This window comes from Caulobacter sp. CCNWLW153, from assembly GCF_036889365.1.
In the GTDB taxonomy this organism is placed as follows: Bacteria; Pseudomonadota; Alphaproteobacteria; order Caulobacterales; family Caulobacteraceae; genus Caulobacter; species Caulobacter radicis.
This window is the reverse complement of sequence record NZ_JBAKFV010000027.1, coordinates 22,404-38,110: the sequence shown is the minus strand read 5'-3', so window position 1 is coordinate 38,110 and position 15,707 is coordinate 22,404. Positions and strand designations below refer to the sequence as shown.

12 protein-coding genes are annotated in these 15,707 nt (G+C 69.8%); 9 read left to right on the top strand and 3 right to left on the bottom strand.

Features of this window, described 5'->3' with window-relative positions; translation table 11 throughout:
* Positions 1-76: hypothetical protein (locus V6S85_RS26015; protein WP_334348563.1), on the bottom strand; the 76-nt coding region annotated here is incomplete at its 3' end.
* Positions 77-744: 668 nt separating this feature from the next.
* Here V6S85_RS26015 and V6S85_RS26010 point away from each other — a divergent pair.
* From V6S85_RS26010 to V6S85_RS25995, 4 genes are all read left to right on the top strand, one after another.
* A complete protein-coding gene (locus tag V6S85_RS26010; RefSeq protein WP_116569690.1) occupies positions 745-1,311 on the top strand; it encodes a hypothetical protein in 567 nt (188 codons plus the stop codon).
* 107 nt (positions 1,312-1,418) lie between these two features.
* Positions 1,419-2,690 (top strand): outer membrane beta-barrel protein, encoded by a 1,272-nt coding sequence (locus V6S85_RS26005; protein ID WP_116569689.1) that lies wholly within the window; start codon positions 1,419-1,421, stop codon positions 2,688-2,690.
* A gap of 60 nt (positions 2,691-2,750) precedes the next feature.
* Positions 2,751-4,973: a GumC family protein gene (locus V6S85_RS26000; RefSeq protein ID WP_116569688.1), complete on the top strand. Its 2,223-nt coding sequence runs from the start codon at positions 2,751-2,753 to the stop codon at positions 4,971-4,973.
* Entirely contained in the window at positions 4,963-6,867 is a 1,905-nt protein-coding gene (locus V6S85_RS25995) for an O-antigen ligase family protein (RefSeq protein WP_334350740.1), read from the top strand. The genes V6S85_RS26000 and V6S85_RS25995 overlap by 11 nt, the downstream gene beginning before the upstream one ends.
* Before the next feature lie 13 nt (positions 6,868-6,880).
* Here V6S85_RS25995 and V6S85_RS25990 read toward each other — a convergent pair whose 3' ends face one another.
* Positions 6,881-7,033, bottom strand: coding sequence for a hypothetical protein (locus V6S85_RS25990; protein WP_165829049.1), 153 nt, complete (start codon positions 7,031-7,033; stop codon positions 6,881-6,883).
* 251 nt (positions 7,034-7,284) lie between these two features.
* Here V6S85_RS25990 and pssZ point away from each other — a divergent pair, with 251 nt between their 5' ends.
* Positions 7,285-7,911, top strand: coding sequence for an exopolysaccharide biosynthesis protein PssZ (gene pssZ, locus V6S85_RS25985; RefSeq protein WP_101714178.1), 627 nt, complete (start codon positions 7,285-7,287; stop codon positions 7,909-7,911).
* A gap of 75 nt (positions 7,912-7,986) precedes the next feature.
* Here the strand turns inward: pssZ and V6S85_RS25980 are convergent, their stop codons facing one another.
* Positions 7,987-8,880 (bottom strand): transglutaminase-like cysteine peptidase, encoded by an 894-nt coding sequence (locus V6S85_RS25980; protein ID WP_334350739.1) that lies wholly within the window; start codon positions 8,878-8,880, stop codon positions 7,987-7,989.
* 323 nt (positions 8,881-9,203) lie between these two features.
* On the opposite strand from V6S85_RS25980, the gene V6S85_RS25975 reads away from it, so the two are divergent.
* The 4 genes from V6S85_RS25975 (at position 9,204) to V6S85_RS25960 (ending at position 15,650) form a co-directional block, all read left to right on the top strand.
* The gene (locus V6S85_RS25975) at positions 9,204-9,935 is read left to right on the top strand and encodes a metallophosphoesterase family protein (protein WP_334350738.1); all 732 of its coding nucleotides are present in this window, start codon (positions 9,204-9,206) and stop codon (positions 9,933-9,935) included.
* 67 nt (positions 9,936-10,002) lie between these two features.
* Positions 10,003-10,635, top strand: a complete 633-nt coding sequence (locus tag V6S85_RS25970) for a polysaccharide biosynthesis/export family protein (protein ID WP_116569684.1) — start codon at positions 10,003-10,005, stop codon at positions 10,633-10,635.
* A gap of 169 nt (positions 10,636-10,804) precedes the next feature.
* Positions 10,805-13,216, top strand: a complete 2,412-nt coding sequence (locus tag V6S85_RS25965) for an EAL domain-containing protein (protein ID WP_334350737.1) — start codon at positions 10,805-10,807, stop codon at positions 13,214-13,216.
* A gap of 88 nt (positions 13,217-13,304) precedes the next feature.
* Positions 13,305-15,650, top strand: coding sequence for a hybrid sensor histidine kinase/response regulator (locus V6S85_RS25960; RefSeq protein ID WP_334350736.1), 2,346 nt, complete (start codon positions 13,305-13,307; stop codon positions 15,648-15,650).
* The last annotated feature ends 57 nt before the right edge of the window (positions 15,651-15,707 follow it).

Genomic DNA, 15,707 nt, shown 5'->3' with positions numbered 1-15,707 from the left:
CCACGTGACCGAAGTCCGCAAAGCACGCCCCGGACACCAGGCCCACATAGCCCGTGCCAATCATCGCTACGCGCATGGATGTCCTCTTTCCACGGATGGAGGCGGCCGGCGGATCCGAACCTTCCGCCCGCTAATCGGCCAATCGCGGGCGCGAGACAAGACGTCGGGTGCATGCGCCTTGGGCGCCGGCGCGAAAATGCCGGGCGACATCGCGCGCGAGACCGATTTCAAACAAACAGTCACGTCGAGGTTGTAGGGTGGTCGCAGCCAGGAGTGGAAGCTTGCTGTTCGCCGCCGCCGTCATCGCCGTCCTGGTCGGTCTTCTCATCTGGCCCAGCCTCGAACGACCCCTGCGGCGAGAATTTCGACGACTGACGCGCCGTCGTCGTTGAATCCGCAAGCTGATCAAATGATCGCTCTAGTATAACCCATGGTTGAATCAACTTGTTTCACTGTCGAGCTTGCTAATGGCGAAGCTTGTCAGGTGATCAAGACCCCCGGTCGTCGGCGCCGGAAATATTCGCGCGAGAGGATAGATCGTGCGCCGGCGAGGCGATCGCCGCCCATGTCATGCTCATGTCGTAAGAATTGATCTGATCCCAAGCAGACGGTCATGAAACTGTGCCGCTTATGTGCAAAGACGCAAGTCTGAGCGCTTCGATTAACGTTTATAATAGTTTTAGGGCTGGAATACCCGGGAGGCGCGGCTTATAGGGGACGCGAATTCTTAACAGGGGGTAAGCCATGTCATCGCGTTTCGTAGGCGCAGTCGTCGCGGGCCTGGCCCTCGCCGTCGCGCCCTTCGTGTCGACCGCCGCCGCCGTGCAAGGCGGCGCAACGCCGGCCTCGACCGCGCCGCCCAGCGCGGCTTCGCTGCAAGCCGTGATCGCCGCCGCCGCCCGCTCGGCCGCCGCCGATCCCAGCTTCGCGGCCAAGACGCCCGACGCCAAGCTCGAGGCCGTCCAGGCGTCGGTCGCCGCGGCCCTGGCCGCCAGCGGCGCCTCGCCCGAGGTGATCGCCGCCGCCCTGATCCAGGCCGTGGCCTCCAACGTCATCAGCGCCGGCGTGGCCCTCAAGGTCGCCGCCGCCGTCGCGCCGGGCATGGCCGCCACCGTGGCCAACGCTCCCGCCGTCGTCGCTCAGCTGAAGGCCACCGGCCAAACCGCCACGGTCACCTCCTCGACCGCCGGCGGCTCGGTCAGCGTCCTGGTCAGCCTGTCGGGCACGCCGGGCGGCGGTGGCGACGGCGCCGCGCCGCCGGCGGCCTACGACCCGTGCGCGGGCGTGACCGCCGACTACTGCGGCACCTAGGACTTCACTACGCGTTAGACCAGCGCCGGGACGTCCGGCGCCGGATCCCTTTTTTGTTTGTGTCGGGTTTCCGAAGGCGACTGAAGTCGCCGAACTGGGGATAGACCATGAAGATACTCGCCTCGGCCGCGATCGCGGCTGTTCTCGTCGCGGCTGCGCCGCAGATCGCGTCCGCGCAGAGCGACGCGTCCAGCTTCAAGCGCGACAAGCACACCAGCGTGCGCCAGCGTCCCCGCCCGGACTATGAGGCCGCGGGCGTGCGTCTGGGCGCCTTCATCGCCTATCCGCGTCTGACGGTGGACGTCGAGCGCGACGACAACATCTACGCCGTCGCCGCCGACGAGACGTCCGACACCATCTGGCGCGTGAAGCCGGAAATCGCCCTGCGTTCGGACTGGTCGCGCCACTCGCTCAGCGCCTTCGCCTCGAGCTCGATCAACCGCTATTCGGACAACGGCACCGAGGACAACGAGGAATACACCCTCGGCCTCAACGGCAAGCTCGACGTCGTCCGCGGCTCGTTCATCTCCGGCGGCCTGCAGTACCAGAAGCTGACCGAGCCGCGCTCGGCCCCGACCTCGCCGGTCGCCGCCCTGGCCCCGATCCAGTACGAACTGGTCACCGCCGCCCTGACCGGGGTGAAGGAATTCAACCGCCTGCGCCTGACGGGCGATCTGAGCAGCAAGTCCTATGACTACGAGGACGGCCGCAACGCCGCCGGCGAGCTCGACCAGGACTTCCGCGACCGCGACCAGTACCGCTATGGCGTCAAGGCCGACTACGCCGTCAGCCCCGACACCGCCTTCTACGTCTCGCTGACCGGCGACTCGCGCCGCTACGACACCGACTCGGCCCGCGACTCCGACGGCTACATCCTGTCGGCGGGCGTCGACTTCGAGCTGGCCCAGGCCGTCCGCGGCCAGATCGACGCCGGCTACATGAAGCAGACCTACGACAACTTCGTCACCTCGACGGGGCGTCGCGTCGACGACATCAGCGGTCTCAGCACCAAGACCAAGGTCGAGTGGTTCCCCACCGAACTGACCACGGTTACCTTCAACGCCACCCGCAACATCGACGAATCCGTCGTCGCCAACTCGCAGGGCTTCGTCTCGACCACCGGCTCGGTGGCCGTCGACCATGAGCTGCTGCGCAACGTGCTGCTGTCGGGCCAGGCCAATTTCGGCAGCGACGACTACGAAGGCATCGATCGCGAAGACAAGCGCAGCGGCGCCAAGGCTTCGGTTTCGTATCTGATGAACCGTCGCGTCGGGGTTTTCCTGACCTACACTTACCTGAAGCAGAAGTCTGAAGGCGCCAATGCCGCGCGAAGCTTCACCGACAATAAGCTGGCCGCTTCGCTCGCCCTGCAATTCTAGTCCAAAAAAGGTCGCGACCCTCCTCTAGCGGAGGGTCATCGACCACTGAGAGTGCGCATCATGGACGGCTCGACCTTCGAGACCCCGATCGCTGCGGCGTCCGACGCCGCGGCGCCCGCGTTTGACCTCAACGTCATCATCGCGATCTTCCGGCGCAGGCTCAGGCTGTTCGCGGCGGTGGCCCTGGCGATCTTCGTGGCCGTGGTGCTGTTCACCCTGCAGGAGACGCCGCGCTACTCGACCTCGGCCCAGGTCATGATCGACGTGCGCCAGGAGCAGGTGACCCCGGACATGAACGCCGTGCTGTCGGGCCTGCCCGCCGACAGCGCCGTGGTCGACACCGAAGTGGAAGTGCTGCGCTCGCGGTCGCTGGCCGGCCGCGTGGTCGACCAGCTCAAGCTCGACCAGGACCCGTACTACAATCCGAGCCTGGCCGGCGCGAAGGGCGTCAAGGCCTGGTTCCCCTTCCTGAAGAAGACGGTGGCTCCCACCGCCGCCAATGACCCGGTCGCCGCCCAGCGCCTGCGCGAGCGCATCGTCGACCGCGTGCTCAGCGGCCTCAGCGTCCGCCGCGCGGGCGTGACCTACCTGATCACCGTGCAGTACACGCACGAGGACCCGGCCCAGGCCGCGCGCCTGGCCAACGCCTTCGCCGACCTCTACCTGACCGAACAGCTGGAAGCGAAGTTCGAGGCCACCAAGCAGGCCAACGGCTGGCTCAACACCCGCGTCGCCGACCTGCGCGGCCAGCTGCAGCAGGCCGAGGCCGAGGTCCAGCAGTACAAGATCGCCAACAACCTGCTCAGCGCCCAGGGGGCGACCCTGACCGAGCAGGAGATCTCGGGCCTGAACCAGCAGCTGGCCACGGCTCGCGCCGAGCAGGCCGAGACCGACGCCCGCCTCAACATCGCCCGCAACCAGCTGGCCCGCGGCAGCAACGGCGAGGACCTCGGCGAGACCATGACCTCGCCGGTCATCCAGCAGCTGCGCAAGCAGCGCTCGGAGAAGATCGCCCAGGTCAACTCCATGGCCGAGCGCTACGACGAGCGCTGGCCCGACCTGATCAAGGCCCGCCGCGAACTGGCGGAGATCGACACCCAGATCCAGGCCGAGATCAAGCGCATCATCTCCAACCTCGAGGCCCAGGCCCAGATCTCGCGCCAGCGCACCGGCTCGGTCGCCGGCAGCGTCGGCGCCGCCCGCGGCACCCTGGCCGGCAACAACCGCGCCAGCATCCGCCTGGCCGAGCTGGAGCGGAAGGCCGAGTCGGTCCGCACCCTGTATGAATCGCTGCTGGGCCGCTTCAAGCAGACCACCACCCAGCAGGGCATCGAGCAGCCCGACGCCCGCGTGCTGTCGCGCGCCACCATCCCCAGCAAGCCCAGCGAACCCAAGCCGTCGGTCAACCTGATCCTTGGCCTGGTGGCCGCGCTCGGGGCCGGCGGCGCCGCCGTGGTGCTGGCCGAGATCCTGATGGCCGGCCTGTTCACCGAGGACGAGGTCGAGCGCCGCCTCGGCGTGCCCTATCTGGGCTCGGTGCCGCTGCTCAGCTCCACCCTGGACGACGCCCGCGCCGCCCGCGGCCTGGCCCCGCCCGACTACCTGCTGAACAAGCCTCTCTCCAGCTTCGCCGAGAGCCTGCGCAAGCTGCGGGCGGCGATCCTGTTCTCCAAGGTCGGCGAGACGGTGAAGGTGATCGCCGTCACCTCGTCGCTGCCGGGCGAGGGCAAGACCACCACCACCTTCTCGCTGGGCCGCACACTGGCCGCCTCGGGCGCCAATGTCGTGGTCGTCGACTGCGACCTGCGCCAGGGGGCGATCAACCGCTTCCTGCCCACCGCGCCCACGGTCGGCCTGATCGAGGTGCTGAACGGCGCGGCCACGCTGGACGAGGCGCTGTACGTCGACGAAAGCGGGGCCAGGGTCCTGCCGCTGACCAAGTCGGCCTACACGCCGCGCGACGTCTTCGGCTCGGCCGCCTTCCAGCGCCTGCTGGCCGAGCTGCGCCAGCGCTTCGACGTGGTGCTGCTCGACACCGCCCCGCTGCTGGCCATCGCCGACACCCGCATCCTGGCGCCGCACGCCGACGCCGTGGTCATGCTGGCCCGCTGGAAGCGCACCCCGGTCAAGGCCATCACCTCGGCGCTGTCGCTGCTGCAGGGGCGCGGCGTGTTCCTGGCCGGCGTGGCCCTGACCCAGATGGATCTCAAGGCCCAGTCCCGCTACGGCTACGGCGACGCCGGCTACTATTACAAGAGCTACCGAAAGTACTATGCGGACTGACGGGCGTCGGACCCGGCGGCTCGCGGGGTCCGAAACCGCCGCCTGCGCGGGCCTGACGGCGCTGGTCTTCGGCGCCGTCCTGGCCTTCGGCGCCAGCGACACGGCCGTGGCGGCCGTGTTCGCCGGGCTCTACGCCCTCTCCCTCGTCATCCTGCTGGCCGCCTGCGGCTGGGCCCGCCGCGACCTCGCGCGGCTGGGCGGCTGGACGGTTCCGGCCGTGCTGGCCGGCCTGCTGCTGGCCGCGGTCCTGGTTCCGCTGACCCCGTGGAGCCCCGACGGCCCGCATCCGGTCTGGACCTTCCTGCCGGACGGCCCGGCCGCCTCGACCCTCGACCGCTCGGCGGTGCTGCTCAACGTCCTCAATCTCCTGGGGCTCTTCTGCCTGTATGTCGCCGCCCGGGTGGTCGCCGCCTCGCAGACGCGCGGCCGCCGGCTGCTGGCCTTCATGCTGTGGGGGCTGGGGATCTACGCGGCCGGCGCCCTCGTCCACCACGTCGGCCTGCGCGGCGAGGGCCGCATGGCCGCCTCCCTGCTGGGGCCCAACAGCGCCGCCACGGTGTTCGCCGCCGGCGTGGTCATGGCCGCGGCGGGCCTGGCCCAGCGCCTGCGCCGGGGCGGCTCGGCCACGCTGAAGAAGGGCGATCCGCGCGCTGTCGCTATGGCCGGGCTGGTGGCCCTGCTGGTCGTCTGCCTGCTGATGACCGCCTCGCGCGGCGGCCTGATCGCCGGCGCGATCGGGGCCGGCCTGTTCACGGTCTGGCAGGTCTTCGCCGGCCGCCGGATGACCCGCGGCGGCGTCCTGTTCATCGGCGGCGCGGCGGTGCTGCTGGTGGTCGCCCTGGGCCTCAACGGCGCGGGCCTGGTGGTCGAGCGCTTCGACCTGGCCCAGCAGGATCTCGACATCCGCCGGCAGATCATCGCCCCGCACTGGCGGGCCTTCCTGTCCTCGCCCTGGTTCGGCTACGGCCTGGGGGCGTTCACCTCGGTCAACCAGATGCTGATGACCGAGGCGGCCCTGCGCGAGCTGCACAACGTGCGCGCCGTCCACAACCTCTATGTCCAGTGGCTGGAAGAAGCCGGCGTCGTGGGGACCGTGCTGATGGCCGCCCTGCTGGGCGAGCGCCTGGCCCCGGTGGTCCGCGCGGCGTTCGGTTCCGGCGGCGTCGGGATCTGGGCGCGGGGCGCGGTCTGCGCGGCGGCGGTGTTCCTGATCCACGGCCTGTCGGATTTCGCGCTGCAGGTGCCGGCCATCCAGGCCCTGGCGACGCTGGGCCTGGGCGCGCTGGGCGGCCTGGTTTCGCTGCGGGGCGAGACGCGCGGCGTCAAGCCCGATCGCGCGCCCGCCCGGCTGGCCCTGGCCGGCGGCGGCGCGTGCGCGCTCGTCGCGGTGCTGATGGCCGCGCCGCTGCTGGCGGCCAAGGTCGGGGGCGACCTGTCGGCCTGGCCGACCGCGCCGGCCGACGCCCTGGCGGCCAGCATCGAGCGCGGCCTGGCGCGCAAGGATCTTTCAAAGGTGGAGCTGGCGCGCCTGGACGGTCTCAGCCGGCGAGAGCTGGCGTCACGTCCGGGATCGGGATCGGCCTGGTTGCGCCGCGCGGCGGTCGACGCCGCGGCGGGTCTCGACGGGCCCTCGGCCCTGGCGCTGGAGCGCTCGTTCACGGTGGCGCCGCTGCAGACCAGCCTGTTCAGCGCCCGGACGCGGTTCGCCTACGAGCGCTGGGACCGGCTCACGCCGACGGCGCGCGCCCAGACGATCGAACAACTCAGCGCCGAATGGCGCCGCGCGAACTGGAAACGCAAGGAGCTGGTTCGAATGGCCAACGACATCCGCAACCCGGCGGGCCGGGTGGGGCTGGCGCTGCAACTGACCGTGCTGCGGCTGCGGCAGCCCTGATCGTGCGGGCCGATCAGATGAGGGCGCGGAAAAGTTCCAGGGCGGCCACCCACAGGCCGGCCGAAACCAGGGCGGCCAGGCCCAGGCCGACGGCGCGCGGCAGGCGGCGCGTGGCGGCCGGAACGGCGTCGGCGACGTTGCTCATCGAGAGGTTGGCGTGCGGCATGAAACTCAAGGCCCCTTCAGCGCAGCTTCGTCATCTGCGCGAATATAAGCTTAGCTTTTCACCCCTAAGCCCTAGTGAAGGAACAGGGTTTACGCAAAATGACTGTATTTTATGGTTAAGTATCAGTTTCCGCGCGACGTCGTCGGAGAGTTGCATTAGGTAGTTAGAGACGAAGTGGGGTGGCTTCGTTCCTTTTTGTGTGTCGTGGGATAGGGGGTTACGCTGTGAGCGGAAGCTCGAACACCGAAACCATGAACGCCGTCGCGGGCGAGATTCTTGCTCGTGTCGCCGTGGATCCCGGCAAGCGCTTCATCGATGTCGTCGTTGCTGCCCTTGCCTTGATCTTCTTCGCGCCCGTGCTTTTGCTCGCGGCGCTCTGGATCAAATTGGAGTCGCCCGGACCGGTGCTGTTCCGCCAGACGCGGGGCGGCCTGAACGGTCGAACCTTCACCATCTACAAGCTGCGCTCGATGCGGTGCGAGGAGAACGGCGACAAGGTCACCCAGGCCCGTCGCGACGACGACCGCATCACCAAGTCGGGCAAGCTGTTGCGCACCACCAGCATCGACGAGCTGCCCCAGCTGCTCAACGTGCTGAAGGGCGACATGTCGCTGGTGGGCCCACGCCCGCACGCCATGGCGCACGACGCCTATTACGGCGCGCTGATCTCGACCTACAACATGCGCTTCCAGGCCAAGCCCGGCCTTACCGGCCTGGCCCAGATCCGCGGCCTGCGCGGCGGCACGACCGACGTCGAGGACATGGCGGCCCGCATCAAGGCCGACATCGCCTATATCGACGGCTGGTCGCTGATGAGCGACATCCGCATCCTGCTGCTGACGGTGCCGCACCTGCTGATGGCGGAAAACGCCTACTAAGCAGGCAATACTGTCTGAATACGGAAAAGGCCTCGCTTCTGTTCGAAGCGAGGCCTTTTTACTTTCGGGCGGGGATCAGCCGATCGTCACCCAGGCGGCCGAGCCGGGGGCCTGACGCTCGATCCAGCGATAGTTCAGCTCGCTCCAGGGCGTGGCCCAGGGGGTGAGGTTGTCGAGCACCCAGTCGCCCTGCTCCATGGCGACCACCAGCACGGCGTGGCTTTCGCCGCGGGCGGTCACCGCCACGGCCATCGACAGGGCCGCGGCCGGCACCCCGGCTTCGATCAGCCGGCGGCGCTTTTCCAGGGCGTAGTCCTCGCAGTCGCCGTACATCTTGCCGTCGATCACGCGCGGCAGGCTCCAATACTCGATCATGCCGTAGAGATCGAAGTCCTCGGCCTTCTGCACTTCGCGATTTACGCGGCGATTGATGTCGTTGAGCAGCTTCATCTGGTCACGCGACAGGCGCGGAAGCTCGCCGGCCGCCGAGGCCAGGCTCACCACCGGGCGGGCCGGAGCGGCGGCGCTCGGAGACAGGGCCGCGGCTAGCGCCGCCTCGGGCGAGACCAGGGCGAAGGCGGTGTCCAGGCGCAGGGGCGCGAGGGCTTCCACCGTCAGGGCGGCGACCGTGTCCTCGTCCCCGTTCTCGTCCGGGGCCTCGGTTTCGGCGGCGATCGCCTGGGCCTGGGCGGCGAAGGTCAGGCGGCGGCCGCCGCTCCAGGCGGTCGAGGTCGACGAGGTGGCGATGCCGGGGCCGGGCTGCGGCGCCTGGCCGGTCAGGGCGGCGATCTCGTGTGCGGCCGCGCCGCAGCTGTCGAGGTCGCGCTGGCACAGGTCGGTGAAACCGGGCGGGGCGGCGGCGGGCGCGCCCATCGGCATGAACGCCGGCGCCGGCCCGGCCAGGGCCGGGGCGGCGGCCATCAGGCCAAGACTGGCGATGGCGGTTCCGAGAAAGGCGGTGATCTTCATGACGGGCTCGCGAAGTTCGTGAGCTCATCATCGGAGTATCCATTGAATTCGAGGTCAAAATGCTTGGTGTTTTAACGTCTAATCAATCTGGTTTATTTGGCGTTATTGGTAACGGTGGGTGAATGTTCAAGGTTAAATCGCTCTCGAAAATCTCGGTTTATTTATCGTAAATATGTGTGGCGGAGGTTGAAGGGGCCTTGCGCGTAAGGCATTTTGGCCATCGGCCCCGTCTCGTTCTCCTCCATCCTCCTAGGTCCATGGTCTTCGGCTTCCTGCGTCCCAAGTCCCGATCCAAGTCGCAAACCGCCTCCGCCGACGGCCGAGTGGTTTACGGCGTCGGCGACATCCACGGCCGTCTCGACCTGCTCGACCTGCTGCTCGACGCCGTGGCGGCCGACTTCGCCGCGCTCGGCCGGCCGGACCGGCCGGTGATCGTGTTCGTCGGCGACTATGTCGACCGCGGCCCGGAGTCGGCGGGGGTGATCGAGCGCATCGCCGCCCTCAAGGCCGCTTCCGGCGGGACCGCGGGCTTCGAGGTCCGCACTCTCATGGGCAATCACGAGCAGACCCTGCTGCAGTTCCTCGACAGCCCCGAGGGCGGGCCGGTCTGGGCCGAGTTCGGCGGCGGCGAGACCCTGGCTTCCTACGGGGTGGCGCGGCCCGCGGGGCGCGACCCCGAGGCCTGGCGCGCGGCCCAGGAACAGTTCCAGCGCAACCTGCCCCTGCGCCACCTGAACTTCCTGCGCCAGCTGGAGCTGACCGCCGCCTATGGCGACTACCTGTTCGTCCACGCCGGCGTGCGCCCGGGCCGCTCTCTGGCCCAGCAGGACCCGCAGGACCTGCTGTGGATCCGCGGCGATTTCCTGCATCAGCCGCACGGCCTGGGCATGGTCGTCGTCCACGGCCACACCCCCGACGAAGAGCCGTTTCTGGGCCGTGACCGGATCAATGTCGACACCGGAGCCTATGCGACGGGCGTTTTGACCGCCGTCCGGGTGGGCGAGGGCGCTCCGGCCATGCTGCAAGCGCGAAAACGGCGCCCCGTTCCGGGGTGAAGCTTGTGACGCCCGGGTCTCCATGCGATGAGACCAGGGAGGGATGCAGCCGAGAGACGTGACGAGAATGATTACCGTTCGACGCCTTATTCGGGCGGCTTCGATCTGCCTGGCCCTCGCCGCGGCCGCGCCGATCGCCCAGGCTCAGGACACCCTCCCGCCGCCTCCCGCCGCCGCTGCTGCGGCGCCGCAAACCGCGCCTGTCGCGCCGTCCGCGGCCGCGCCCGCCGCGCCGGTCGATCCCGACTACCAGCTGGGCTCGGGCGACAAGATCCGCGTCACCGTCTTCGGCGAGCCGACCCTGTCGGGCGAGTTCTATGTCACCGGCTCGGGCCTGGTGTCCTTGCCGCTGCTGGGCGAGGTCAAGGCCGCCGGCCTCAGCGTCCGCCAGTTCCAGGAAACGGTCGAGACCGCCCTGCGCAACGGCTATCTCAAGCAGCCGCGCGTCAGCGCCGAGGTGCTGAACTTCCGTCCGTTCTACATCCTGGGCGAGGTCAGCAAGCCGGGCACCTATCCCTATACCTCGGGCCTGACCGTGCAGAACGCCGTGGCCACCGCCGGCGGCTACACCTACCGGGCCGACAAGAACAAGGTCTACATCAAGCGTCTTGGCGAAGAGAAAGAGACCAAGATGAGCCTGACCCCGTCGACCCAGGTCGCGCCGGGCGACACGGTGCGTATCGGCGAGCGCTTCTTTTAAGAGTTCAAATGCAGACGCCGCGTCTGTCGCGGCGTCGGCGGCGTTAGGGTTCGATTCACCACGGCGCGCGGCGATAGGTCGCGCTTTCGACTACCTGGCCGCGCAATAGAAACCATTTTTTTGTATCTTTCCGCACAGAGTGGCGCCGTACCACTCTGGGGGAACGCCTTTGTTGAAGGTTCTGACCTGCCTGACGGGGCAGCATGACTTCAGGCTCGTGCTCGTCGCCGGCCTCGTCTGCTTCGCCGCCTGTTTCACGGCGTTCCGACTCTTTTCACGCCTGCGCGGCGCGCGCGGCCTGGTCCGCGGGGCCTGGCTGCTGCTGACCGGCCTGGTGGCCGGCTCGGGCGTCTGGGCCACCCACTTCATCGCCATGGTCGCCTACGACCCGGGCCTCAAGACCGGCTACAGCCCGGCGGGCACCCTGCTGTCGCTGATGATCGCGGTGCTGTTCATGGCCGCCGGCTTCGCCGTGGCCTCGGCCGAGCGCACCCGCACCAACGACTGCGCCGGCGGCCTGCTGCTGGGCCTGGGCATCGGCGCGATGCACTACACCGGCATGTCGGCCTTCGTGACCCAGGGCTACGTGCTCTGGGAGCAGGCCACCGTCGCCGCCTCGGTCGTCATCGGCGTGTCCTTCTCGGCCATCGCCCTGGTGATCGCCGGTCGCGCCCGCTCGCTGACCAAGCAACTGATCGGCGGCACGGTGCTGACGCTGGGCGTCTGCGGCCTGCACTTCACCGGCATGGGCGCGGTGACCATCATGCCCGACGTCAACGTCGTGGTGCCCGAGCAACTGCTGTCGGGCGCCATGCTGACCCTGGCGGTGACCGCCATCACGGGCCTGATCATCCTGGGCGGCCTGGGCGCGGTGACCATCGAGTCCTCGACCAGCCGCTCGGCCCTCGACCGCATCCGCCGCCTGGCCAACGCCGCCTACGAAGGCATCGTCGTGGTCCAGGACGGCCGCATCAACGACGCCAACGCCGCCTTCTGCGAACTGGCCGGCGCCTCGCTGGACGACCTGGTCGGCAAGCCGCTCTACACGTCCATGCTCACCTTCGACGGCAAGGAGCCGGCCCGCGAGGGCGTGCGCCGCGAGGGGCTTCTCCAGCCGCTCGAAGGCGGCCGCGCCATCCCGGTCGAGGTGTTCTCGCGCCTGATGGACGACGGCGCCCGCACCGAGACCTCGGGCCTGACCGTGCTGGCCATCCGCGACCTGCGCGAGCGCCGCTCGGCCGAGGAGAAGATCCGCTACCTGGCCGAGCACGACGGCCTGACGGGCCTGCCCAACCGCAACTCGCTGCAAGCCCGCCTGGCCGCCGCCCTGGAGCGCGTCGAGGCGTCCGGCGAAACGCTGTCGCTGGTCTGCATCGATCTGGACCACTTCAAGGAGGCCAACGACCTGCACGGCCACCTGGCCGGCGACGCCCTGCTGGTCGAGGCCGCCCGCCGCCTGCAGGACTCGGTCACCGCCCCGTCCTTCGCCGCGCGCCTGGGCGGCGACGAATTCATCCTCGTGCAGATCGCCGCTGGCGACCAGCCCGCCGCCGCCGCCGAACTGGCCGGCCGCGTGCTCGAGCAGCTGTCGGTCCCGGCCGTCTACGAAGGCCAGGACCTGGCCATGGGCGCCAGCCTCGGCGTCTCGCTGTTCCCCGACGACGGCCGCACCGCCGAGGCCCTGCTGGCCAACGCCGACATGGCCCTCTACCGCGCCAAGGAAAGCGGCCGGGGCGTCTATCGCTTCTTCAAGCGCGAGATGGACGAGACCATCCGTGAACGTCGCACCCTGGCCCGCGAGCTGCGCCAGGCCATCACCGACGAGGAACTGGTGGTGTTCTACCAGCCGCTGGCCCGCGCCGCCGACGGCGAGGTCTGCGGCTTCGAGGCCCTGGTCCGCTGGAAGCACCCGGTGCGGGGCATGGTCCCGCCGCTCGACTTCATCCCGGTGGCCGAGGAGAACGGCCTGATCACCCAGCTGGGCGAATGGGTCCTGCGCCGCGCCTGCGCCGACGCCGCCAGCTGGGATCGCCCGCTGCGCATCGCCGTCAACCTGTCGCCGTTGCAGCTGAACCAGCCCAACCTGCCCACCCTGGTGCACGAGGTACTGATCGCCACCGGCCTGTCGCCCTCGCGCCTGGAGCTGGAGATCACCGAAAGCGCCCTCTTCAAGGACTACCAGCGCGCGCTCGACAACCTGCGCCGCCTGAAGGCCCTGGGCGTTCGCATCGCCATGGACGACTTCGGCACCGGCTTCTCGTCGCTGTCGACCCTGCAGTCGTTCCCGTTCGACAAGATCAAGATCGACAAGAGCTTCGTCGAGAACATCCACCGTCACGACCGCGCCACCGTCATCGTGCGCGCCGTGCTGGGCCTGGGGCGCAGCCTGGAGATCCCGGTCGTGGCCGAGGGCGTCGAGACCCAGGAGCAGATCGACTTCCTGCGCGGCGAGTCCTGCGCCGAACTTCAGGGGTACGCCATCGGCCGTCCGGGTCCGATCGACAGCCTGTCGGCCTGGACCCTGGCCCGCGCCGCCGTCGCCAACGCTTCGGAACAGACCAAGGCCCGCGGCGCGGCCTGATCGCGCACACCCGTGGAACCTCTGCCGTGCGGCGGCGTTTGCAAGGCGTCGCCGGCGGGGGTGCGCCTGGTGACGCGGGGCTAGCGTAATGGGCCAGTTTCTCAGTCGGACGACGATCCGGTTCGCATCGTCGGTCGATCGCCCGATCCTCCGGTTCTGCCTGGCCGGCGCGGCCGTGGGCCTGGCTGTCGCCGCCCGCTTCGGCGCGGCCAGCCTGACCGACCACCCCAGCAATTTCCCGCCGTTCTTCGTCGCTGTCATGCTGGCCGCCCTGGTCGGCGGGCTGTGGGCGGGCCTGGCCTCGGTGCTGGCCAGCGCCCTGTTCGTGCGGCTTCTGTGGATGGGCGGGCCGCTCGACACCGCCCAGGCCACGCAGCTGGCCACCTTCGCCCTGAGCAGCGGCCTGATCGTGCTGTTCGTCGCCGCCCTTCGGCTGGCCGTGCGCAGCGGCCTGGCCGCCGAGGAGCGGTTCCGCATCGCCCAGGACGCCTCGCTCGACGCCTTCGTGATCCTGGAACCCGTGCGGCGCGGCGGCCAGATCGCCGACTTCCGCTGGACCTACGCCAACCCCGCCGCCCAGGCCCTTAGGCCGCGGGGCGTCTCAACCCTGATCGGTCGCCGAGTGCGCGACGTCTTCCGCGACGAGACCGGCCAGCAGATGATCGAGCGCCTGACGCGCCTGCTCGACGAAGGCGGTCCCGACGACCTGGAGGTGCGGCGGGTGATCGACGGCGAGGAGCACTGGGTGCGCTCCAGCGGGGTGCGCATAACCGAGGGCCTGGCGGTGACCTTCCGCGACGTGACCCGCGAGCGCCGCGCCCAGGCGGCCCTGCGCACCAGCGAGGAGCAGTTCCGGGGCGTGGCCAACGCCGCCCCGGTGATGATCTGGATCTCGGGCGTCGACGGGGCCTGCATCTGGTTCAACGACGCCTGGCTGAAGTTCACCGGCCGGGCGATGGACGAGGAACTGGGGCGCGGCTGGGCGGCCGGCGTGCATCCCGACGACCTGGACGCCGCCGAGGCCGAGGCGGCCGCCGCCATCGAGGCCCGCCGTCCGTTCCGCGCCGCCTTCCGCCTGCGTCGCGCGGACGGCGCCTGGCGCTGGATCAGCAGCGCCGGCGCCCCGCGCCACGACGCCTACGGCCAGTTCCAGGGCTATATCGGCAGCTGCTTCGACAACACCGAGGTGGTCGAGACGACGCTGGAGCTCGAAGACCGCGTCGCCGAGCGCACCGCCGCCCTGGAGGCCAGCATCGCCGAGCGGGCCAAGACCGAGGCGGCCCTGGCCCAGTCCCAGCGGCTGGAGACGGTGGGCCGGCTGACCGGCGGCGTCGCCCACGACTTCAACAACCTGCTGACGGTGATGGTCGGCGGGCTCGACATGATCCTCAAGCGCCCCGACGACGTGGCCCGCGTGCGGCGCCTGGGCGAGGCGGCCCTGGCCGCCGGCCAGCGCGGCGAGCGCCTGACCCGCCAGTTGCTCGCCTTCTCGCGCAGCCAGGAGCTGAAGCTCGAGGTCGTCGACATCGCCGGCCTGATCCTTCAGGTCGAGCCGCTGGTCCGTCGCGCCGTCGGCGACGCCAAGAGCCTGGAGGTCCGCGCGGATCGCGAGGCCGGCTCCAGCCGCGTCGACGCCGCCCAGTTCGAGGCCGCCCTGCTCAATCTCGTCGTCAACGCCGTCGACGCCACGCCCGACCATGGAACCATCACCGTCGAGGTCACGGCCGAGCGGCTGGAGGACGGGCAGGCGGGCGAGGCCCCGGCCGGCGACTATGTCCGCGTCGCGGTGTCCGACACCGGCCACGGCATGTCGCCCGAGGTGCTCGCCCGGGTGTTCGAGCCGTTCTTCACCACCAAGGAGGTCGGCAAGGGCACGGGCCTTGGCCTGGCCCAGGTCTACGGCTTCGTGCGTCAGTGCGGCGGGGCGGTGACCATCGACAGCCAGGAGGATCGCGGGACCACGGTGTCGCTGCACTTGCCGTCCGCCGTCGCCGACGGGATCGTCGCCGAGCGTGTCGAGGACGCGCCGCAGGCCGACCTCTCCGGTGTGCGGGTGCTGCTGGTCGAGGACGACGCCAGCGTCCGGGCCATCACCGAAGGGGCGCTGACGGAGCTGGGCTGCATCGTCGTCACCGCCGAGCACGGCCGCGCGGCCCTGGCCCGGCTGGAGGTCGAGCCGGACTTCGACGTCCTGCTGTCGGACCTCGTCATGCCCGGCGGCGTCAGCGGCGTGGAGCTGGGCCGCATCGTCGCCGCACGCACGCCCCGCACGGCCGTCCTTCTGACCACCGGCTATGCCGGCGACCGCCTCGCCGCCGCGCTGGAGGACCTGCCCTGGCCGGTCCTGCGCAAGCCGTTCCGCATCGAGCAACTGCACCGGGCGCTGGCGGAGGCGGCCGTGAGATCCTCCCCCTCTGGGGGAGGTGGCGCGTAGCGCCGGAGGGGGCCGTTTCTTCCGCCGACTTCACTCCTCACCCGTAAAACGGGGGGA